The following is a 17,677-nucleotide window of genomic DNA, read 5'->3' on the forward strand; positions in this document are numbered from 1 at the left end:
TTTATTTTTTACGACAATCAGCCAATAGCCCTTAACACATTTTAAGTTTAAATTAAATAACAAAGTTATGACGAACAAATTAAAGTTATTACCAGCAGTGGCCTTAGTTTTTGCCAGCTATCTAGCTAACGCACAAACTACCAGTGGTGGAACTACTTCCGGAACTGGTTCAACTACCGGATCAACCAGTGGAACAACAGCAGGCTCAACTACTTCCGGCAGTACAGCCGGTACAACTTCTGGTACCATGAGAAGTGGTACTACCGGTACTACCTCTGGTTCCATCAGCACTACTTCTGGTACAACCAGTGGATCTACTTCGGGCACGCTTGGAACTACTTCGGGCACAACAACTGGTGCAAGTACTACTTCAGGAACTACCAGTGGTACAACCGCGGGTGGAACTACAGTAGGTACTACCAGTGGGACTACCTCCGGAACCACTGTAGGTACTACTAGCGGCACTACTACTGGCAGATCCGGCAGAACCACCAGAGGTACCACGTCTGGTACAGGTACTACTTCTGGAACTACCAGAGGAATGGGAACTACTTCCGGAACTACAACTGGCAGTGGCAATACAACAGGCAGTGGCACAACTTCCGGCGGTACCACTTCCGGGTTAGGTACTACTAGCGGCACTACTACAGGTAGCACAACTTCTGGCGGAACCACTGCTGGTGGTACTACCTCAGGAGGCGGTACAACATCTGGTGGTGGCACCACTGCGGGTGGCTCTACTTCCGGATCAACTGGCGGTTCCGGCACTACTACCGGAGGCCAATAATAGTAGTTAAAAAATTTTTAAGAATAAGATTTTATAGTTTTTTCATAATAGGCGCTAAAAAGCTAACTGACTTTGTCAGTTAGCTTTTTTTATGTCGCAGTTATAGCAGCCGTTAGCTAGAGTAATTTGATTTAGCGTAGATGAAAGATAAAAATTAAAAAAAACAAAGCTTCTGGTATTAGCAGGCATTGCTAAGCACAGGAAAACCTAAATAGCAAAAAGCAATTGTTTGTTGTTTTACTTATACATCTCAGCAAACTGGTCAATTATAATTAACGGTAGCTTAAACTAGTGTGGCCGAAATGATTCTTAGCTAAATAGCGCGTTCTTATTAATAGGCAAAAAGTAAATTATGTTAAAGATGCTTAACCATAAAATAATCGGAAGCAATTAGATCACCATCTTGTTCTCTGACTAAACCCATCGGCTCTTCTTTTAAAATCAGAAATCCGTCTAAATCGGCGTACCGGATTCCGGCGCATAACTGCATGGCCGACCAAATACCCAGCGAAGTTTCTACCATACAGCCAATCATGGGCAACAGTCCTTGTGCTTGGGTTTCTTGCAAAATGCGTAACCCGTTTAAGTAACCTCCGGCTTTCATTAATTTCATGTTTACACCGTGAAACTGGTCGCGGAGCATTGAAAAGTCAGGTTGATCGGTTACGGATTCATCGGCAAATACGGGATAAGGGCTGTGTTTTTTTAGATACCGGTATTCGTCGGTTTTATAGGCGGGTAAAGGTTGTTCTATAAAAACTACCGGCAAACCTTTTAATTGGTGCAGAAACACCAGCACTTCCTCCGGATTGTTCCAAGCTTCGTTGCCATCAATTATTAACGGCCGAGTGCTAACCGCCGCGGTAGCCTGCACCAGAGCCAAAGCATCGGTTTGATTTACTTTTACTTTTAAAGTTTGAAACCGATTTAAGTTATTTTCCCGGATAAAGTTCGTAATTAACGTGGGTGCCATAATAGGCAAAGTAAAAATAGTAGGCACCCGTGCTGTAAACCTTATCCCCAGAAATTGACTAACCGATATATTTTGCTGCGCACAAAGCAAATGCACGTACGCCGACTCTACCGCAAACCGCAGCGAATTAGCCACTGGGTAAAATTTTAAAAAATCCTGTAATTCCGCCAAAGACTGCACGTGGGTTAAACCCTGGCGGAGTAAATCCTGAAATTGTTTTTGCAACACCTCCGGGGTTTCTTGGTAACGAATGTTGGGCGCCGCTTCGCCCATCCCCCAAAGCAGTTCCTCCGACACGCGTACAAACAAATTTATTTTACTATCCGACGCATTCCGCGCAATTTTCCAAGTGTAGCGTAAATGCAGTTCTCTGGATTCGAGGTGCCAGCTGAGCATATAAAAGAGCGTTAAAATAAACCGAGGTAAGATATAAATTACCCGCAACTATTACGTTAATTAAAAGTAGAAGCCTTATCCCGTTTTGCTTACCAGATACGGCCTACCGGCCGGGAGAAAGTCCGGTATCCGCTGAAATCAAAAATAAATAATATATTTGTTACTAACGGAACCCAACATTACTACTGGTTGGCCCATGCTCGAACCAGAATTTTAAAAATTTAAAAATTCGTGGGCTTACTGGTTAATTCTTCTTTTTATGCGCAACTCCCGCTTTGTCATTCTCCTGCTTCTTTCGCTTGCTATTGCCTTGGGTCTTTCTTTATTTGCTGAATACAATTATTTGTCAATTTCGCCCAGGGTACTTATGAGTATCCGGTGGGCGGTTATTGCTTTGCTGGTTTTTTACGCTTACCGTAAACGCTCCCTTACCACCTGGATTTTGGTGAGCATGGCCATCGGGGCCGAAATTGGTTATGATTTTCCGGCTTTTGCGCAAAATTTAAATGTACTCAGCAAGATTTTTCTAAAGTTGGTAAAAACCATTATTGCGCCTTTGCTTTTTGGTACCTTGGTAGTGGGCATTGCCGGCCATTCGAACTTAAAACAAGTGGGCAGCATGGGCATAAAAGCTTTAATTTACTTTGAAGTAGTTACCACCCTGGCTTTATTCATTGGCTTAGCGGCCATCAACCTGAGTAAAGCCGGCGAAGGCATTCAACTAAAAGCACCGGTATCCAACGAAATTAAAAAACCAGCACCGCAAACGGTTTCGGATATTATTCTGCACATTTTTCCGGAAAACATTGCCAAATCAGTAGCGGAAGGCGACGTGTTGCAGATTGTGGTATTTAGTATTTTGTTTGGGATTGCCTTGGCGATGCTCAGCGAAAGCAAACGGCGTCCCATGCTGGATTTTGCCGAAAGCCTTTCGGAAACCATGTTTAAGTTTACCAACATCATCATGTTGTTTGCGCCTATTGCGGTGGGAGCCGCCATTGCTTACACCGTGGGGCACATGGGCTTTGGTATTTTGGTAAACTTATTTAAGCTTTTAGCAACGCTTTACGTATCGCTGGTGGCCTTTATATTGCTGGTATTGCTGCCGGTGGCGTATTTTTTCCGGATACCTATTAAAAAGTTTGCGGCCGCGGTAGCCGAACCGGTTTCCATTGCTTTTGCCACCACCAGTTCCGAAGCCGCTTTACCCCGGGCCATGGAAGCCATGGAAAGTATTGGCGTACCCCGCAAAATTATTGCTTTTGTCATGCCCATGGGGTATTCCTTTAACCTCGACGGTACTACTTTGTACTTGTCATTAGCTTCTATTTTTGTGGCGCAGGCAGCGGGTATTGATATGCCGTGGGGCCAGCAATTACTTATGGTATTTACTTTAATGCTTACCAGCAAAGGCGTAGCCGGGGTTCCGCGGGCATCTTTGGTAATTTTACTGGGTACCGCCGCCTCGTTTAATCTCCCCATTGAGCCGATTTTTATTATTCTGGGGATTGATGAACTCATGGACATGGCCCGCACCGCCGTAAACGTTACGGGCAATTGTTTGGCTTCGGCGGTAATTGCCCGCTGGGAAGGCGAGTTTATTGATAATCCTACCCCGGAACAAGTGCTGGTAGAAGAAGTTTAGCTACTCTTTAAACAACCCCTTACCCCTCCGGTTACCGCCTTTTATTTAACCTGCTATTTTCTAAAATTTAAAAAATGGATGCTGTACTTGCCCGTTTAGCCATGGCCGGACCTACCTATCCTGAACAGGCAAAGCTATTGGTGCAGGAAACCGGCAACGACCCGGAAAAATTTAAAATTTTCATCCGGGCCATGCTGCACCCTAATACGGAAGCTCACGTAGCCCGACACGCCGCCAGCATTACCGAGAAAGTGGCCCGGCGGTATCCTTATTTAGTACTGCCTTACCAACCCGACCTACTGGCGGCTCTTCCCAACAGGCAAACCTCTCCTATGCGCTGGCACGTAGGTTTGCTCTTATCTTATTTACGGCTTGCGGATGATTCTTTAGCCCTAGTATTAGATTACCTTTATGACTGGCTTCAAAACGATCCGAACAAATTTATGAAGGTGCACTGTTTGCAGGCTTTAGCAAACTTTTCCACCCGACATGATTGGTTAAGAGCAGAAACCATTCAGTTAGTAAAAGTGGAAATGGCTAAAGGGGGCGCCGCGGCGAATGCCAAAGGCCGCAAATTACTCCAGCAACTTCAAGCCTAAGGTAAAACCAGCGGGCGCTTTCCATCTTTTAAAGCCACAATTCCTTTACTATTCAGGTAACATCTGCCATTTTCAATCTACTTATCTGTAGCTAGCAGCAAATAAAGCAACAAAGCCTTTTTGGTACTTTCCCCGGAACAGAAACATTTGACCAATGGTAGTATTAAATTATTAAAAACCAGCCTTTTAAACACAACTTTTGAGCAACAAACCTAAACTAAGTATTTCGTCCAATGTCTTTTTTTAAAATTTAAGGAGTTTTGCTATTGCGGAGCAAACCCATATAGTAAAACAACATTTATAATTTTCCCGGCTACAGCTACTTTGTATTTAAAAGCTTCTATTCTATCGTTATATTAGAATAGTTAAAATTTACGTATTTCATTTTAGCTCATTATAATCTAGTTTTGCCTATCAAAAAATGGTTTAACTACTTAAAAATGCTTATCGGATTAACACTTTTACCTCATCTTTTCCATTCCTACTCTTCTAGTATAACAAAAGGACATGAATTTACCAATTGGGGCACTTATTTAAATAATACTATAGCTTTTGCTTCTTCTTGTAAATGAAAGCAGGAAGATTATTGGTTTTGGCAATTGCATTATTTTTAGCGAGTTGCCAAAAAGAAGACGGCGACTTGGTAGCACCAAGCCCGAGTTTGTCGCAAAATTATTTAACCGCGTTTAAGTTTTTAAAAGTTGTAAATCCGCAGTTGCCGCAGGATTTAGTAGGCCAGGTATCCAGTAAAAACATAAGCCTGCAAGTACCCGCCGGAGTAGCTTTTAACAAGCTTATTGCTTCTTTCACGAACACCCAGGAAACCAAAGTTTACGTGAACAACACGGAACAGGTAAGTGGCGAAACGGAAAACGATTTTTCTAATCCGATAGTTTACAAAGTTATTGCCCCGAATGGCTCTGCCCATTATATTAACGTGGCGTTAAATTCCAGGTTCCCGGAAATGGATCAGGCCATGGAGGAACTGCGTCAGAAATACCAAATTCCCGGCTTAACCCTGGCAATCGTAAAAAATGAGAAACTGGTGTTTGCCAAAGGCTACGGCTACGCGAATGTAAAAACTAATTTACCCGTTGATAATCAAAGCTTATTCCGGATTGCCAGTATTTCCAAGCCCATTACGGTGGTGGCTATTTTAAAACTGGTACAAGCCGGCCAATTAAAATTAACCGACAAAGTTTTTGGTACAAATGCTATTTTGGGCCAGGAATATGGGGCTGTGCCGGTTCACTCCAATGTTGCCGCTATTACGGTACAAAACTTAATAGAACATAAATCCGGCTGGACCAACCAACCGAACGATCCCATAGTGGCTCATCCGGATTACACCCATAAGCAATTAATTACCGAAGTAGTACAGAACCGGCCGTTAACTTACGCTCCCGGCACCGAATTTTATTATTCTAACTTTGGCTATTGCGTGCTGGGCCGTATTATTGAAAAAATAAGTGGTAAATCGTACGCTGCCTTTGTGCAAACCGAGGTTCTGCAACCTATGGGCATTATTGATATGCAAATTGCCGGCAACTCTCCGCAGCAAAGTGCCTTAAACGAAGTAACGTATTACCAAGCCGATGATAATCCTTACGCGTATAATATCAGCCGCATGGATGCTAACGGCGGCTGGTTGGCCACCGCTGCTGATTTAATGCGTTTTATGGTGCACATTGATCGGAACAGTAAAAAAGGGGATTTGATTACAAGCGATTTACTAAACCAAACGTACATGGGGTACTACAATTGGAGCCATACGGGTTCTTTACCAGGCACTTCCACGCTGCTTACCCGTTTAGATGATGAGTATAGCTTTGCTGTATTAGCCAATACCCGCAACAATTCCCAACCGTTTCAAATAACCGAAGCGTTTAGTGACACAATAAAAAATCAAATTTTGTTAAAAACGGATTGGCCAGAACTGGATTTGTTTACCAGCAACCTGGCTGGTACGCAGTAAGGCCTCTTTGCAGGCGAACTGCTTCCGGCTTTTTAAATATGGAAAATGTTTGCAGCCGGTTTTAAGGTGAAATTTTAAATACAAGAGTTTGCATGCAGCTAACCGATTCCAATCAAAAAAGAACATAAAAAAGCCGGCTAATTAGCCGGCTTTTGCATTGGTGCGCACGGGGAGACTCGAACTCCCACGGGACAACTCCCACAGGCTTCTGAGACCTGCACGTCTACCAGTTCCGCCACGTGCGCTCATTTTTGAGAGGGCAAATGTAAAATAAATATTCTATTATCTGCTTATAGCCGTTAATATTTTTAAATTTTTGATTTGTTTACTCCTAACCTTCATTACCAGGTTTGTTTACCCAATCTAGCGAACCCCAGTAAAGCGTTCGGTAAACCTTAATTGTTTTAATAGAAAGCAAATCTACTGAAAACTCTTTGGGATGAACACCAGTATCTTTCCGGAACAGGCCCCTGCATTTATGATATTAACCCAACGTTTATTTATAGCGGTACCTGTACCGGACAACCTGAAATTATTCTTTCAGGAGCAACTACTCCACTATACCAGCCATGCCATCCGGTTGGTACCATGGGATAATCTGCACCTGACCGTTCATTTTTTAGGAGAAACGCCCGCTGATAATTTAGAAAGCATCGTTACCATTTTGCAAACAGTGGCTGCCCGTACGGAGGCTTTTACCTTGCATTTAGAATGCCTGGAACCAGGACCGAAACCTAATTCACCACGGCTCATCTGGGCCCGTTTTGCTGCTCATCCGGCTTTTACGGCCTTGTGCACCGCGATTACCACGCAACTTGGGGTAAAACCTGGCAGTCAGGATTACATACCCCACATTACCCTGGCCCGCTTCCGGAAAGATGTGGCCAAACCCACGGCATTACCTATTAAAAATTTAAAAAATCAGCAGATAAGTTTGCCGGTAAATTCCCTGGCTTTGTGGCAATCGGAGTTAAAAAGTCCGCACCCCGAATACCGCATCTTGGTTAGGCACCCTTTAGCGCCGTAAAAGAGTAAACCTAATCTGTTTAAAAGCAGTATAGGGGTGGCTACCTTACTGCTTTTTTTATGAATGCAACAGACTTAACCCGAATTGTTACGAAGCTCCGCGACAAAAAATTAACCATTGCATTTGCCGAAAGTGTAACCGGCGGCATGTTGATCTCAGAATTTGTAAAAGCCAAAGGCGCCAGCGACGTGTTGCTGGGCAGTATTGTAACGTACGCCGAAGAAGTAAAGCAAAAAGTGTTGGGGGTAAAAAAACAAACCTTAAAGCTCTACACCGCCGAATCGCAGCAAGTAACCAACGAAATGGTACTGGGCTTATATAAACTGCTAAATGCCGAAATGTGCGTAGCCGTAACGGGCTTAAGTGGCCAGGGCGCTTCTGAAACCAGCGAAAAACCCGTAGGTACCGTTTTCTTCTCGATTTACTGCAAGAGCCGGGTAGAAGAGTTCCGGCAAGAGTTTGCCCAAGAAAACGGGGATATCCGGAAACAAGCCGCCGAATTTATCTTTGAAAAAATTGAAACGACCATCGACCGCCACTTTGAGCGGGAATAGATTTAATCCTGAATCCATCTGCCTTGTTGCTTGTACTGCAGCAAGGCACATCGAAACCGGGAATACCGGTGGATAATGATGCCGGTAAAAAGCCTCGGCCACTTCATTTAAAAATTTAAAAACTGATTGTACAGTGGAAGCAATAAAAAAGCCCGTCATTTTTAAAAATGGCAGGCTTTTGCACGGTTAGCGGATATTCTATTATTACATTTCTTACCCTTCGGCCGGCAAGTTTTTTAAAAATAAGTAAACCGATTTTATTTCGGTATCGCTGAATTCTTTGGTCATGGTCCAGGGCATGTTTCGGGGGTCCATTTGCTTTCCTTCGGGAGTTTTACCGGTGCGTAAGGTATTAATAAATTCGGCTTCGGTCCATTTACCAATATTGCCTGTTTTGGTGATATTAGGCACCACCGGCGATCCGGGCACTAAGGGTTCTCCCCCCTTGTAATTCTCGCGATGGCAGCCAACGCAACCTACGGCGATGTACTGACCATAATTAGCCGATATCTCGGAATTAACCGTTTGCAGGCTTTGCTTCCGATGGTCTATTTTTTCGGCGGGTAATAATGGAAACTTATCAAAGGCGGTTAAAACGCGTAATAAAGGTTTAATTTCATGTTTAGGTAATTCCCGGTCTATGGGTCGCAAACTTTTAATATAAGACATTAATGCTCCTAAATCCTCCACCGTAAGCGAGTTGTATTCGTAGGATGGCATAAGCAAAGCTGATTTACCATCTTTTCGTACGCCGTGCTTTAAAGCCCGGGTTAAGTCGGCTTTAGTGTACTCGCGCATAATACCACCTTTGCCTTGCGTTAGATTAGCGGCCACAATCCGGCCTAACTGCGGATCATCAAGAAAAACTTTGCCGCCTAAATCAGCGCCGTGGCAATCGCGGCAACCTTTAATTTGCACCAGGTGGGCCCCTTGCACTAAAGCGGCAGAATCCTGGGTGACGGCAATTTTCTGCACCGCTACCGTATACCGTTTATTTATCCGGCTTTCGGTTTTAAAATAAATAAACGCGTAAGCTACTAACAATAATAAAACGAAGGAACCAATGCTAATTCCCAGCCATTTAAGTACTTTCTTTGCCATGTAATTTTTGGAAGATTAATTGTAAGATCAGGAGTATATAAAAACAAATATTAAAAACAAACGCCTACTTGTCAATTAATTACAACTAAATTTTAAATTTTTAAAACAAATTACGTGGAACTACGTAACCCCGCCGCTTTCAACCGATCGGTATGGTTTTATGATAAGCTGGCTCACTTTATTTTCCGGGGCGCCATCCGGCAATCCCAGGTTGGGCTGCTTTCTTTTATACCGGCCCAAGCCTCGGTTTTACTGATAGGGGGAGGTACCGGCTGGATTCTGCAGGACCTGGCGCAGCTTCAGTTGCCTTTAGAAATTACCTACCTGGAAGCCTCGCCGGGTATGCTGGCCCAGGCCCGCCGGGTAGCCGAACAGCTGCCAACCCATTTTTTAAAAATTTACTTTCGGCCAGGCACCGAAGCTACCTTAAAACCCGATGAAAGCTTTGAAGTAATTTTTACCCCCTTCGTGCTGGATCTTTACCCCGAGGAGCAGGTCTGGCGAATGATCCAACAATTATACGCTTATTTAAAGCCGGGTGGTTTATGGTTATTGGCTGATTTTATGATAGCGCCCGAGCAAAAAGGTTGGTCTAGGTGGTGGCAGTTAAAACTCGCGCACCTGATGTACACTTTCTTTGGTTGGGTAGAAGGCCTTACTACCACCCGTTTACCCGACCTCCGGCGTTTATTCCGGCACTTACCCGTAACATGGCAACACCGCCAGACTTATTATAAAAATTTTATTCAAAGCCACGTTTTTCAAAAACCCCGGACTTAATCAAAGATAGTTGCATGGGATATTTGTTTTGGATTAACAAAAATATCCGTTCTTTTAAGTTAAAATCTAAATGTTCGGGCAAACCCGTATCAGGATGCGGGTAGTCTGGCATGCGATTGAACGCCAAGAGAGGAATAGCATGGGTAATAAGTAACTGCTCTGGCAGCCTGTATCGGCCTAATAACGAACCACGAATTACTACTTTTATATGCGCACGCTTTGTATTTGGATTTTTTTAAATTTTTGGTTTGCCGGGAGCCTCTGGGCGCAATCGGAAGTTAATTATACCCTGGCTTTTCCGAACGCGGTGCACCACGAAGCCGAAGTAACGGCAGCGTTCCGCAACGTAAAAACGCCTGTTCTGGAAGTACGCATGAGTCGTTCCTCGCCGGGCCGCTATGCCCTCCACGAATTTGCCAAAAACGTGTACAACGTAAAAGCGGTAAACGGACAAGGTAAGCCCCTTAGCATAACCCGTCCTAATCCGCACCAATGGAACGTAAGCAACCACGATGGTACCGTAAAAATTACCTACACCTTATTCGGCGACCGGGCCGACGGCACCTACAACGGCATCGACGAACAGCACGCGCATTTAAATATGCCCGCTACCGTAATGTACGCCTCTGGCTTTGAAACCAGTCCGGTCACGGTAAATTTTAGTATCCCGGCCGGTAAAAACTGGACCATCGCCACGCAGTTAAAATCGGTAAACGAAACTACATTTACAGCTCCTGATCTACAGTATTTAATGGATAGCCCGACAGAGCTCAGTAATTTTGTCTGGCACCAGTGGCCAGTAAACAGTAAAGGCAAAACTAAAACTATCCGCATAGCGCTGCACCACGCCGGTACCGAAGCCGAAGCCAACCATTACACCGAAGCCACCCAGCGCATCGTCGCGCAGGCCCAAGCCGTTTACGGCGAGTTACCCGATTACGATTACGGCACCTACACGTTTATTGCCTGCTACATGCCCCAAGCCGTGGGCGACGGCATGGAACACCGCAACTCCACCATTGTTACCAGCACGCATCCGTTAGCTACCCATTCTCGGGATCACCTGGCCACGGTTTCGCATGAATATTTTCATTCCTGGAACGTGGAGCGCATCCGGCCCAAAAGTCTGGAACCTTTTAATTATGCCGAAGCCAACATGAGCGGCGAACTCTGGCTGGCCGAAGGATTTACCAGTTACTACGGCGACTTACTTTTGCACCGCAGCAAAAACAGCACCCTGGACGAAGTTTTAGCCAGCTTTGGCAACGAACTAAACTTTGTATTAAACGCTCCGGGTAAAAATTATTTTTCGCCGGTAGAAATGAGCATGCAAGCGCCCTTTGTAGATGCTGCCCAGTCCATTGATCCGGTAAACCGCCCGAATACCTACATTTCGTACTATACCTACGGCAGCGTTATTGCTTTGGCTTTAGACCTGGAACTACGGCAAAAATTTAAAAATTTAACTCTGGACAGCTACCTGCAAGCCTTGTGGCAAGCGTACGGTATACCCGAAAAGCCTTATGTGCTAACGGATTTACAAACCACCCTGGCGAGCTTAACGAAGAACGAAACTTTTGCCCGCAACTTCTTTCAGGAACATGTTTATGGCAAAACCCTGGCCGATTACAAAAACCCGTTAACCGCAGCGGGCTTGGTATTACGTAAAAGCCAGCCCAACAAAGCCAGTTTGGGTTTGGTGCCTTTAACTTTTCAGGACAGCCAGGCCGTCATTACGAACTATACCTTTGTGGGTAGCCCTTTGTACCAGATCGGACTGGATAAGCAGGATGTTATTTTGAGCCTGGATAATCAGCCGATAAAATCCTGGGAAGATTTAGCCGCCGTATTAGTTAAACACCAACCCGCCGACCAAATTACAATTGCGTATAAGCACCTCGGCGAATCCAGAAAAAGCATTGTAACCTTGATCGAAAATCCGTATTGGGAAATAGTAACGGTCGAAAAAGCCGCCGGTAAACCCACCAAAGCTCAGCAAACCTTCCGGGATAGCTGGCTGGGCAGTAAGTTGTAAACAGTGTGTTGCTACCCCTTTCCTAAAGTTGCTTGCCATTTTAAATATGCGAATACTGTTGGTGCTTCTCTTATTATTAATGACAATTAGCGTATCGTACAGCCAGGAAAAAACCATTCCCACAACCGACAACTTTAACAAGAACTATTATCCGGATATCACCTTTTTATCGGAAGGAGAAAGCCATAGGGCAACGACTAAAAACAGGGCAGAAATAGAAACTGCCTTCCGGGTGATTATTACTACTTCGGAAATATACGATAACCTGGTGGTGGGAAAAGCTACGTATGGAGCCGAGGGAGGCCATAAGACCTTAACGCATATAAAGAAAATCGAACTGGAAGCTGTTTGGGAGGCTTACAAATTAACCGGGGAAACCGCAGGACTGGAATTTATTTGAACTAAAGATACAGAACAAAAAATACGTAATAAAGAATATAGACGCCGCGACAGTTAAAATTATACCGAGATAACTGTTGCCCATTACCACCTTTATAAAGCAGCATTATTATCGTATAGCTCGTAAATTCAGGCAAAGACCTAAACGCTTATTTTTTTAAATTTTTAGCTAGATCACACTGAATAACTTTTTAACCTTACAACTTTACAACTTTCAACCTGTAACCTGCAACTTTTAACCTAGCAAACCTTGACAACCATCCGCTACCAGCGCAACGAGCACCTGAAAACCGTTAAACCAGATTACCCGGGCAATAAAGTAATAGACGGCCAGTTTGCGAACGGCGACGACTTGTACACGCCTTCTTTTAAAACCGTACTCAAATGGCAGCTTTCCCGGAATCCACAAAAAGCAGAAAAAGAAAAAGACAAGTATATACCAACGGTTATCCCGGATGCGCAGGCCTTTAACGCCAATAACGATTTACTCATGTGGCTGGGGCACGCTTCGTTTTTACTGCAACTAAACGGCGTATCGTTTCTGCTGGACCCGGTTTTAATCGACTCGCCATTTCTCCACCGGCGGCATCCCTTGCCTTGTTCCATTAACGACATTCGCCACATCGATTACTTGGCCTTGTCGCACGGCCACCGCGACCACTTCGACGAAAAATCCGTTAAGGCGGTTGTTAAAAATAATCCGCAAATCAAAGCCCTTATTCCGCTGGCCATGGGGCCGTTGCTGCACCAGATGGTACCGGGCATTACTTACCAGGAAGCCGGCTGGTACCAGCAATATAACTTGCCCGAAAACGCCGGCATCGGCGTGTATTACTTACCGGCCGCCCATTGGCATCGCCGGGGCTTAAACGATATGAACAAAGTGTTATGGGGCAGTTTACTTTTTCAAACGGCTACCCAGCTTATTTACTTTGGCGGCGACAGCGCGTACGAGCAACACTTTGCCGAGATTAAAGAATTATTCGGCGCGCCGGATGTCGCCATTTTACCCATTGGGGCCTACAAACCGCCTTACATGATGCAACTCAGCCACATGAATCCGCCGGAAGCCGTTAAAGCCAGCAACGATCTGGACGCTAAAACCTTTATTCCCATGCATTACGGCACCTTCGATCTTTCCGACGAACCCGCCGGCGAACCCGTCCGCTGGATGCAGGAACTAGCCGCCGCCGGCCAGCTCCACGCCCGCCTGCAAATTCCCGCCGTTGGCGAAAGGGTGCTTTTGTAGTTGCAGGTTACAGGTTGCAGGTTGCAGGTTGATTTAGTTGGAAGGTTAGAAAGTTGGAAGGTTAGAAAGTTGGAAGGTTAGAAAGTTTAAATATTTAAGAATTACAGCTGGAAGCTATTGTTTCTGGAAAACGGCTGGGTCTTGCAATGGTAAGGCTAATGATACTGGAACTGCCATAATTACATTTTTTTAAAAAATAGTTGGTAAGAAAGCCCCGGAAGTAACTTCCGCACCAGCAAAAAAATAGCGAGGCTTTAAACTCTTCAACATTGCAACCTTTTAACCTTTCAACCTTCCAACCTTAAAACTTTCCAACCTTTCAACTAAATCAACCTGCAACCTGCAACTCCCAAAATAACTTGCAACCTGTAACTTGTAACCTGCAACCTTTTAGAATAACTTGCAACCTGCAACTTCCAACTAACTTATGTCGCCTATAACCATTATCAGCATTATTGCGGCTTACTTTTGCATATTAATTCTGATCTCGTTTCTTACCAGCAGCAAAACGGATAACACCGATTCTTTTTTTCTGGCTAACCGCAAGTCGCCGTGGTTTGTGGTGGCTTTTGGCATGATTGGCACTTCCTTGTCGGGCGTTACTTTTATTTCCATACCGGGCATGGTAAATAAGGCCGAGTTTTCGTACCTGCAGTTTGTGTTTGGTTACTTGCTGGGCTACTTGGTTATAGCTACTATTCTCATGCCCTTGTACTACCGTTTAAATTTAATTTCTATTTACGCCTACCTGGAGCAACGCTTTGGGTATTGGTCGTACAAAACCGGGGCTTTTTTCTTTTTACTGGCCCGTACTATTGGGGCGGCTTTACGTTTGTACGTGGTAGCCGGCGTGCTGCAATTAGCGGTTTTCGAAGCCTTGGGCGTACCGTTTTACGTGTCGGTTTTTATTACCATTGCCCTGATTTGGGTATATACGTTCCGGGGCGGCATGAAAACCATTATCTGGACCGATACTTTTCAGACCCTGGCCATGCTCATCTGCGTGGGTACCAGCATTGTTTTAATTTCCGATGAGTTGAATTTATCGTTTCAAGGGTTAGTAAAAACCGTGGAAGAAAGCAGCTTTTCGAAAGTATTTTTCTGGGATGTAAAAGACAGCCGCTATTTTATGAAGCAATTCTTCTCGGGCGCTTTTATTACCATTGTCATGACCGGCCTGGATCAGGACATGATGCAGAAAAATTTGAGCTGCAAAAACCTCGGCGAAGCCCAAAAAAATATGTTCACCTTCAGCATTATTCTGGTGCTGGTAAACATCTTGTTTTTGTCTTTAGGCGCGTTGCTGTACATTTTCGCCCAAGCCAAAGGCATTACTTTACCTACCAAAGGCGACGATGTATTTCCGTTTTTAGCGCTGAACTACTTCCCGGCTTTCGCGGCCATTGCTTTTATTCTGGGCATTGTGGCCATTACCTACGCCAGCGCCGACTCGGCCCTTACCGCGTTAACCACGTCGTTCTGCGTCGATTTTCTCGATTTTAAAAACCGGCCCGAAACGGAACGCCAAAACCTCAAATTTTACGTGCACATTGGTTTCTCGCTCTTGCTGATGCTGGTGATCATTATTTTTAAATTAATTAACGACGAAAGCGTGGTAACCGCGGTTTTTAAAATTGCCGGTTATACTTATGGCCCTTTGCTGGGTTTGTACGCGTTTGGTTTATTTATCCGCCGGGATTTACAAGACAAGCTGGTGCCCGCGGTGTGCTTTGTCGCCCCGATTCTTACCTACATCATCAACCTGAATTCCAAGGCGTGGTTCTGGGGCTACGAGTTTGGCTTCGAAATTTTAATGCTGAACGGTTTTATCACCATTTTGGGTTTGCTGGCGATCTCCCGGCCCTCGGCCAATGCCCTGCCGGCCACGGCTTAAATACCAGTATTCCTTTTAAATCAAAAGCGCGCAACCGCTAATCAGCATCTATTTATCTGCCTAAATTCCGGCCACCGATATTCACGACTAAACCCAAACTAAACACCGAGTATCCGGCGGTTAAAGCTTTCCGGTTTTTCAGGCCAATGTTACCGCCGCTGGTGTATTGCAACTGTACCGCTGGCGTAATCGCCAACCGGGTGTAAAAGATAGGTTCTAAAAAGATATTATCTTCGGTAGTTTGTATTTCGCCGTTACGCACGTGCCGGAACATATCTACGTAGCTCATGCGCAGGGCCGTACCATAATTTAAAGGAAAATAACTGCCAAACAGGCGTAAGTCTTTTTTGCGTTTGGAGGTAAAATTAACCTGCAAGAAATACTTATCGAAATTACCCGAAACCCGGTCGCTGATAACGGTAGATTCGGCAGTAACGTCTTTTTCGGTACGGTTGCTGCTACCCCGCCCGATGCCAGCATAAGCTTCTAAAATACGGTTTTTATTAGCGCCGAAAGTAGTAAAATACCCCCCACCTACTTCGAACAAGCTGTGCCGGAAATTTTCTTTTTCGCGTTGGTTATTTAAATGCGAGGCGTTCATCATCACCCCAAAATGATCCGAAACAGCGTATGCCCCGTTAAAACTAAAATTTCCTTTTAAGGTAACGTGGCCGCCCGCGCTAATTTCGCCTTGCTGGGTAAACATAGGCGTATTGGGCACATTGGGCATGTACACCGAAGAACAACCGGCCAGCAGCCCGGTAGAACAAGCTACTAATAAGCCTAAAAAGTATTGAATATGTCGCATAGCTAAAACAAATTTAACGGTTCTATCACCATGCGAACTTGCAATTTAAATAGCAACTAAGCCTTATGCCGCAGCTCCTATTTATACAATTTTTATACAACTTTTATCCACCGGTTTACAAACATTCCGGGCGGTTAATATTGTTATAGCAATCTATAGCCATCCTCCATCATAAGTGAAGCAAGCAGCACTAATTTTGTGGCTGATTACAACAAATAGCTCCAAGGTTATTCGGGAAAGGTGTTAAAAAACAAGGAGGCCTATTTAATTTTAAAAAAATCACTGGCCTACGCAAAAGCAATCCAGTTAATTTGGTTATTAAGCAGGTGTGCCCCGTACCAGTTTTCCTGCTTTCTGGTTACCTCGTTGTTCGCTAGTGGTTGGGTACCACCCTAACCTCTTAGTCTAGGTAATTGTACAAATTACATTTAACTATTGCATTCTCCGGTAATTTTCAGTAACATTAATGTTTCTTTTTTAACAATAATAGCTAATTCAAAAGCTTAAATCTTACCTGTATCTTCATTCATCTTATTAACAACTAACCCTGTGAATACAAATAATTCGCGCCGGAAAGCGCTTCAAAAATGGCTGGGTCGGTGGCGGCTGTTACGCTGGGTACTTCGCTCACCAACCGCCTGGTTGCCGCGGATGCTGGCCTGGACGAGAAATTAAAAGGAAAAATAAACCACTCGGTTTGCCGCTGGTGCTACGATAAAATCTCTTTAGATGATTTGTGCAAAGCCGCCACCAAAATAGGTTTAACTTCTATAGAATTAGTAGGTCCTGAGGAATGGCCCACGCTTAAAAAATACGGCTTAACGTCGGCTTTGCCCTGGGGAGCGGGCATGGGTATAGAAAAAGGTTTTAACGATCCGCAATACCACGATGCCTTAATAAAAAGCTACGAAGAAGTTATCCCGAAGGTAGCCGCCGCCGGGTTTAAGCAGATTATTTGTTTTTCGGGCAACCGTAAGGGTATGGCGGATGAGCAAGGACTTAAAAATTGTGCCGTGGGTTTAAAACGCCTGATGCCGACCGCCGAAAAGTACAAAGTAACGATGGTGATGGAGTTGCTCAACAGCAAGGTAAACCATAAAGATTATATGTGCGACCGGACACCTTGGGGAGCAGCGCTAGCTGACCAGGTTGGTTCCGACCGTTTTAAACTGCTCTACGATATTTACCACATGCAGATTATGGAAGGCGACGTAATTGCCACCATTAATAAGTACCAGCAATATATTTCGCATTACCACACGGGCGGCGTACCCGGCCGCAACGAAATTGACGAGACTCAGGAACTAAACTACCCGGCCATTATGAAAGCGATTGTGGCTACCGGCTATAAAGGCTTTGTTGCCCAGGAGTTTATTCCGAAACGCGAAGACAAGCTGGCCTCTTTAAAACAAGGCGTTCAGATTTGTGATATCGCTTAAAAATTTAAAAAATTAC

15 protein-coding genes and 1 tRNA gene are annotated in these 17,677 nt (G+C 44.6%); 12 read left to right on the plus strand and 4 right to left on the minus strand.

Translation table 11 applies throughout. The features are described 5' to 3' along the window. The first annotated feature begins 67 nt into the window (after positions 1-67). A complete protein-coding gene (locus AHMF7616_RS16775; protein ID WP_115373930.1) occupies positions 68-787 on the plus strand; it encodes a hypothetical protein in 720 nt (239 codons plus the stop codon). 355 nt (positions 788-1,142) lie between these two features. Here the strand turns inward: AHMF7616_RS16775 and AHMF7616_RS16780 are convergent, their stop codons facing one another. Further along, a complete protein-coding gene (locus tag AHMF7616_RS16780) occupies positions 1,143-2,156 on the minus strand; it encodes a dipeptide epimerase (RefSeq protein WP_147275711.1) in 1,014 nt (337 codons plus the stop codon). A 367-nt stretch (positions 2,157-2,523) separates the two neighbouring features. On the opposite strand from AHMF7616_RS16780, the gene AHMF7616_RS16785 reads away from it, so the two are divergent. From AHMF7616_RS16785 to AHMF7616_RS16795, 3 genes are all read left to right on the plus strand, one after another. Next, on the plus strand, positions 2,524-3,801 hold the full coding sequence (locus AHMF7616_RS16785) for a dicarboxylate/amino acid:cation symporter (protein WP_233507614.1): 1,278 nt from the start codon (positions 2,524-2,526) through the stop codon (positions 3,799-3,801). 74 nt (positions 3,802-3,875) lie between these two features. Beyond that, entirely contained in the window at positions 3,876-4,400 is a 525-nt protein-coding gene (locus tag AHMF7616_RS16790; RefSeq protein WP_115373933.1) for a hypothetical protein, read from the plus strand. A 568-nt stretch (positions 4,401-4,968) separates the two neighbouring features. Beyond that, positions 4,969-6,375 carry a serine hydrolase domain-containing protein gene (locus AHMF7616_RS16795; protein WP_115373934.1) on the plus strand — a complete coding sequence of 469 codons (1,407 nt, stop codon included), beginning with the start codon at positions 4,969-4,971 and terminating at the stop codon, positions 6,373-6,375. Between the two features lie 158 nt (positions 6,376-6,533). On the opposite strand, the gene AHMF7616_RS16800 is transcribed toward AHMF7616_RS16795, so the two are convergent. Further along, positions 6,534-6,620 (minus strand) — tRNA-Leu (locus AHMF7616_RS16800). A 194-nt stretch (positions 6,621-6,814) separates the two neighbouring features. On the opposite strand from AHMF7616_RS16800, the gene thpR reads away from it, so the two are divergent. Then, positions 6,815-7,402 carry an RNA 2',3'-cyclic phosphodiesterase gene (gene thpR, locus AHMF7616_RS16805; RefSeq protein WP_233507615.1) on the plus strand — a complete coding sequence of 196 codons (588 nt, stop codon included), beginning with the start codon at positions 6,815-6,817 and terminating at the stop codon, positions 7,400-7,402. A gap of 59 nt (positions 7,403-7,461) precedes the next feature. Beyond that, a complete protein-coding gene (locus AHMF7616_RS16810; protein WP_115373935.1) occupies positions 7,462-7,956 on the plus strand; it encodes a CinA family protein in 495 nt (164 codons plus the stop codon). 213 nt (positions 7,957-8,169) lie between these two features. Here the strand turns inward: AHMF7616_RS16810 and AHMF7616_RS16815 are convergent, their stop codons facing one another. Further along, entirely contained in the window at positions 8,170-9,057 is an 888-nt protein-coding gene (locus AHMF7616_RS16815) for a cytochrome c (RefSeq protein ID WP_115373936.1), read from the minus strand. Positions 9,058-9,171: 114 nt separating this feature from the next. On the opposite strand from AHMF7616_RS16815, the gene AHMF7616_RS16820 reads away from it, so the two are divergent. The 5 genes from AHMF7616_RS16820 to AHMF7616_RS16840 all read left to right on the plus strand — a co-directional run bounded on the left by AHMF7616_RS16820 (position 9,172) and on the right by AHMF7616_RS16840 (position 15,414). Further along, the gene (locus AHMF7616_RS16820) at positions 9,172-9,837 is read left to right on the plus strand and encodes a class I SAM-dependent methyltransferase (RefSeq protein ID WP_158546192.1); all 666 of its coding nucleotides are present in this window, start codon (positions 9,172-9,174) and stop codon (positions 9,835-9,837) included. A 208-nt stretch (positions 9,838-10,045) separates the two neighbouring features. Next, on the plus strand, positions 10,046-11,872 hold the full coding sequence (locus AHMF7616_RS16825) for a M61 family metallopeptidase (protein ID WP_115373938.1): 1,827 nt from the start codon (positions 10,046-10,048) through the stop codon (positions 11,870-11,872). Positions 11,873-11,918: 46 nt separating this feature from the next. After that, positions 11,919-12,272 (plus strand): hypothetical protein, encoded by a 354-nt coding sequence (locus tag AHMF7616_RS16830; RefSeq protein WP_158546193.1) that lies wholly within the window; start codon positions 11,919-11,921, stop codon positions 12,270-12,272. A 249-nt stretch (positions 12,273-12,521) separates the two neighbouring features. Beyond that, positions 12,522-13,520, plus strand: a complete 999-nt coding sequence (locus AHMF7616_RS16835) for an MBL fold metallo-hydrolase (protein ID WP_115373940.1) — start codon at positions 12,522-12,524, stop codon at positions 13,518-13,520. Between the two features lie 427 nt (positions 13,521-13,947). After that, positions 13,948-15,414: a sodium:solute symporter gene (locus AHMF7616_RS16840; RefSeq protein WP_115373941.1), complete on the plus strand. Its 1,467-nt coding sequence runs from the start codon at positions 13,948-13,950 to the stop codon at positions 15,412-15,414. Between the two features lie 52 nt (positions 15,415-15,466). Here AHMF7616_RS16840 and AHMF7616_RS16845 read toward each other — a convergent pair whose 3' ends face one another. Next, entirely contained in the window at positions 15,467-16,222 is a 756-nt protein-coding gene (locus tag AHMF7616_RS16845) for a hypothetical protein (RefSeq protein WP_115373942.1), read from the minus strand. A gap of 587 nt (positions 16,223-16,809) precedes the next feature. Here AHMF7616_RS16845 and AHMF7616_RS16850 point away from each other — a divergent pair. Continuing rightward, positions 16,810-17,661, plus strand: a complete 852-nt coding sequence (locus tag AHMF7616_RS16850) for a hydroxypyruvate isomerase family protein (RefSeq protein WP_115373943.1) — start codon at positions 16,810-16,812, stop codon at positions 17,659-17,661. Positions 17,662-17,677: the final 16 nt, after the last annotated feature.

Source organism: Adhaeribacter pallidiroseus, assembly GCF_003340495.1.
Classification (GTDB): domain Bacteria; phylum Bacteroidota; class Bacteroidia; order Cytophagales; family Hymenobacteraceae; genus Adhaeribacter; species Adhaeribacter pallidiroseus.

Bases quoted from the DNA above. Each gene is read 5' to 3' on its own strand.
- AHMF7616_RS16795 (WP_115373934.1), top strand. From the start codon at position 4,969: ATGAAAGCAGGAAGATTATTGGTTTTGGCAATTGCATTATTTTTAGCG.
- AHMF7616_RS16780 (WP_147275711.1), bottom strand. From the start codon at position 2,156: ATGCTCAGCTGGCACCTCGAATCCAGAGAACTGCATTTACGCTACACT.
- AHMF7616_RS16785 (WP_233507614.1), top strand. From the start codon at position 2,524: ATGAGTATCCGGTGGGCGGTTATTGCTTTGCTGGTTTTTTACGCTTAC.
- AHMF7616_RS16840 (WP_115373941.1), top strand. From the start codon at position 13,948: ATGTCGCCTATAACCATTATCAGCATTATTGCGGCTTACTTTTGCATA.
- AHMF7616_RS16850 (WP_115373943.1), top strand. From the start codon at position 16,810: ATGGCTGGGTCGGTGGCGGCTGTTACGCTGGGTACTTCGCTCACCAAC.
- AHMF7616_RS16845 (WP_115373942.1), bottom strand. From the start codon at position 16,222: ATGCGACATATTCAATACTTTTTAGGCTTATTAGTAGCTTGTTCTACC.
- AHMF7616_RS16775 (WP_115373930.1), top strand. From the start codon at position 68: ATGACGAACAAATTAAAGTTATTACCAGCAGTGGCCTTAGTTTTTGCC.
- AHMF7616_RS16815 (WP_115373936.1), bottom strand. From the start codon at position 9,057: ATGGCAAAGAAAGTACTTAAATGGCTGGGAATTAGCATTGGTTCCTTC.
- AHMF7616_RS16810 (WP_115373935.1), top strand. From the start codon at position 7,462: ATGAATGCAACAGACTTAACCCGAATTGTTACGAAGCTCCGCGACAAA.
- AHMF7616_RS16825 (WP_115373938.1), top strand. From the start codon at position 10,046: ATGCGCACGCTTTGTATTTGGATTTTTTTAAATTTTTGGTTTGCCGGG.
- thpR (WP_233507615.1), top strand. From the start codon at position 6,815: ATGAACACCAGTATCTTTCCGGAACAGGCCCCTGCATTTATGATATTA.
- AHMF7616_RS16830 (WP_158546193.1), top strand. From the start codon at position 11,919: ATGCGAATACTGTTGGTGCTTCTCTTATTATTAATGACAATTAGCGTA.
- AHMF7616_RS16790 (WP_115373933.1), top strand. From the start codon at position 3,876: ATGGATGCTGTACTTGCCCGTTTAGCCATGGCCGGACCTACCTATCCT.